Origin of the sequence: Bacillus sp. FSL R9-9834 (assembly GCF_038006905.1) — a bacterium.
Lineage (GTDB): Bacteria > Bacillota > Bacilli > Bacillales > Bacillaceae_G > Bacillus_A > Bacillus_A pacificus.
Genome location: NZ_JBBOWD010000001.1, coordinates 85,001 through 87,500 on the forward strand (window position 1 = coordinate 85,001; position 2,500 = coordinate 87,500).

8 tRNA genes and 2 rRNA genes (2 of these 10 cut by a window edge) are annotated in these 2,500 nt (G+C 51.8%); all 10 read left to right on the plus strand.

What is annotated here, in order from left to right:
• Positions 1-1,639 (plus strand): 23S ribosomal RNA (locus MKY00_RS00440) (it extends 1,284 nt beyond the left edge of the window).
• A 101-nt stretch (positions 1,640-1,740) separates the two neighbouring features.
• Positions 1,741-1,856: ribosomal RNA gene (rrf, locus tag MKY00_RS00445) — 5S ribosomal RNA — on the plus strand.
• 5 nt (positions 1,857-1,861) lie between these two features.
• Positions 1,862-1,937: transfer RNA gene (locus MKY00_RS00450), tRNA-Val, on the plus strand.
• A gap of 4 nt (positions 1,938-1,941) precedes the next feature.
• Positions 1,942-2,017, plus strand: a tRNA-Thr gene (locus MKY00_RS00455).
• A 13-nt stretch (positions 2,018-2,030) separates the two neighbouring features.
• Positions 2,031-2,106 (plus strand) — tRNA-Lys (locus tag MKY00_RS00460).
• 14 nt (positions 2,107-2,120) lie between these two features.
• Positions 2,121-2,201, plus strand: a tRNA-Leu gene (locus MKY00_RS00465).
• Between the two features lie 29 nt (positions 2,202-2,230).
• Positions 2,231-2,305 (plus strand) — tRNA-Gly (locus MKY00_RS00470).
• Between the two features lie 16 nt (positions 2,306-2,321).
• A tRNA-Leu gene (locus MKY00_RS00475) sits at positions 2,322-2,410 on the plus strand.
• A gap of 3 nt (positions 2,411-2,413) precedes the next feature.
• Positions 2,414-2,487 (plus strand) — tRNA-Arg (locus MKY00_RS00480).
• 8 nt (positions 2,488-2,495) lie between these two features.
• Positions 2,496-2,500: transfer RNA gene (locus MKY00_RS00485), tRNA-Pro, on the plus strand (it continues 69 nt past the right edge of the window).

Sequence of the window (2,500 nt, forward strand, 5' to 3'; positions counted from 1 at the left end):
GCTTAGAAGTGAGAATGCCGGTATGAGTAGCGAAAGACGGGTGAGAATCCCGTCCACCGAATGCCTAAGGTTTCCTGAGGAAGGCTCGTCCGCTCAGGGTTAGTCAGGACCTAAGCCGAGGCCGACAGGCGTAGGCGATGGACAACAGGTTGATATTCCTGTACCACCTCTTTATCGTTTGAGCAATGGAGGGACGCAGAAGGATAGAAGAAGCGTGCGATTGGTTGTGCACGTCCAAGCAGTTAGGCTGATAAGTAGGCAAATCCGCTTATCGTGAAGGCTGAGCTGTGATGGGGAAGCTCCTTATGGAGCGAAGTCTTTGATTCCCCGCTGCCAAGAAAAGCTTCTAGCGAGATAAAAGGTGCCTGTACCGCAAACCGACACAGGTAGGCGAGGAGAGAATCCTAAGGTGTGCGAGAGAACTCTGGTTAAGGAACTCGGCAAAATGACCCCGTAACTTCGGGAGAAGGGGTGCTTTCTTAACGGAAAGCCGCAGTGAATAGGCCCAAGCGACTGTTTAGCAAAAACACAGCTCTCTGCGAAGCCGTAAGGCGAAGTATAGGGGGTGACACCTGCCCGGTGCTGGAAGGTTAAGGAGAGGGGTTAGCGTAAGCGAAGCTCTGAACTGAAGCCCCAGTAAACGGCGGCCGTAACTATAACGGTCCTAAGGTAGCGAAATTCCTTGTCGGGTAAGTTCCGACCCGCACGAAAGGTGTAACGATTTGGGCACTGTCTCAACCAGAGACTCGGTGAAATTATAGTACCTGTGAAGATGCAGGTTACCCGCGACAGGACGGAAAGACCCCGTGGAGCTTTACTGTAGCCTGATATTGAATTTTGGTACAGTTTGTACAGGATAGGCGGGAGCCTTTGAAACCGGAGCGCTAGCTTCGGTGGAGGCGCTGGTGGGATACCGCCCTGACTGTATTGAAATTCTAACCTACGGGTCTTATCGACCCGGGAGACAGTGTCAGGTGGGCAGTTTGACTGGGGCGGTCGCCTCCTAAAGTGTAACGGAGGCGCCCAAAGGTTCCCTCAGAATGGTTGGAAATCATTCGTAGAGTGCAAAGGCATAAGGGAGCTTGACTGCGAGACCTACAAGTCGAGCAGGGACGAAAGTCGGGCTTAGTGATCCGGTGGTTCCGCATGGAAGGGCCATCGCTCAACGGATAAAAGCTACCCCGGGGATAACAGGCTTATCTCCCCCAAGAGTCCACATCGACGGGGAGGTTTGGCACCTCGATGTCGGCTCATCGCATCCTGGGGCTGTAGTCGGTCCCAAGGGTTGGGCTGTTCGCCCATTAAAGCGGTACGCGAGCTGGGTTCAGAACGTCGTGAGACAGTTCGGTCCCTATCCGTCGTGGGCGTAGGAAATTTGAGAGGAGCTGTCCTTAGTACGAGAGGACCGGGATGGACGCACCGCTGGTGTACCAGTTGTTCTGCCAAGGGCATAGCTGGGTAGCTATGTGCGGAAGGGATAAGTGCTGAAAGCATCTAAGCATGAAGCCCCCCTCAAGATGAGATTTCCCATAGCGTAAGCTAGTAAGATCCCTGAAAGATGATCAGGTTGATAGGTTCGAGGTGGAAGCATGGTGACATGTGGAGCTGACGAATACTAATAGATCGAGGACTTAACCATATAATATGTAGCAATGTTATCTAGTTTTGAAAGAATATAAAAAACTTGTTGACTTTCAAAGTTAAATGAGTTACAATAATTCTTGTCTTAAATGAATACAGTCTGGTAATGATGGCAGAGAGGTCACACCCGTTCCCATACCGAACACGGAAGTTAAGCTCTCTAGCGCCGATGGTAGTTGGGACCTTGTCCCTGTGAGAGTAGGACGTTGCCAGGCAATTCGGAGGATTAGCTCAGCTGGGAGAGCACCTGCCTTACAAGCAGGGGGTCGGCGGTTCGATCCCGTCATCCTCCACCATTTAGCCGACTTAGCTCAATTGGTAGAGCAACTGACTTGTAATCAGTAGGTTGGGGGTTCAAGTCCTCTAGTCGGCACCAGTTTTTATTGTAAGAGCCATTAGCTCAGTTGGTAGAGCATCTGACTTTTAATCAGAGGGTCGAAGGTTCGAGTCCTTCATGGCTCACCATTTTTAATGAATATGCGGGTGTGGCGGAATTGGCAGACGCACTAGACTTAGGATCTAGCGCCTTTGGCGTGGGGGTTCGACTCCCTTCACCCGCACTTTTAATGAAATAACTCAAACATGTCTTGCGGAAGTAGTTCAGTGGTAGAATACAACCTTGCCAAGGTTGGGGTCGCGGGTTCGAATCCCGTCTTCCGCTCCAATTTTCAATATGACATGCCGGGGTGGCGGAACAGGCAGACGCACAGGACTTAAAATCCTGCGGTGGGTGACCACCGTGCGGGTTCGACCCCCGCCCTCGGCACCATATGCGCCCGTAGCTCAATTGGATAGAGCGTTTGACTACGGATCAAGAGGTTAGGGGTTCGACTCCTCTCGGGCGCGTTTTCTTTCGGGA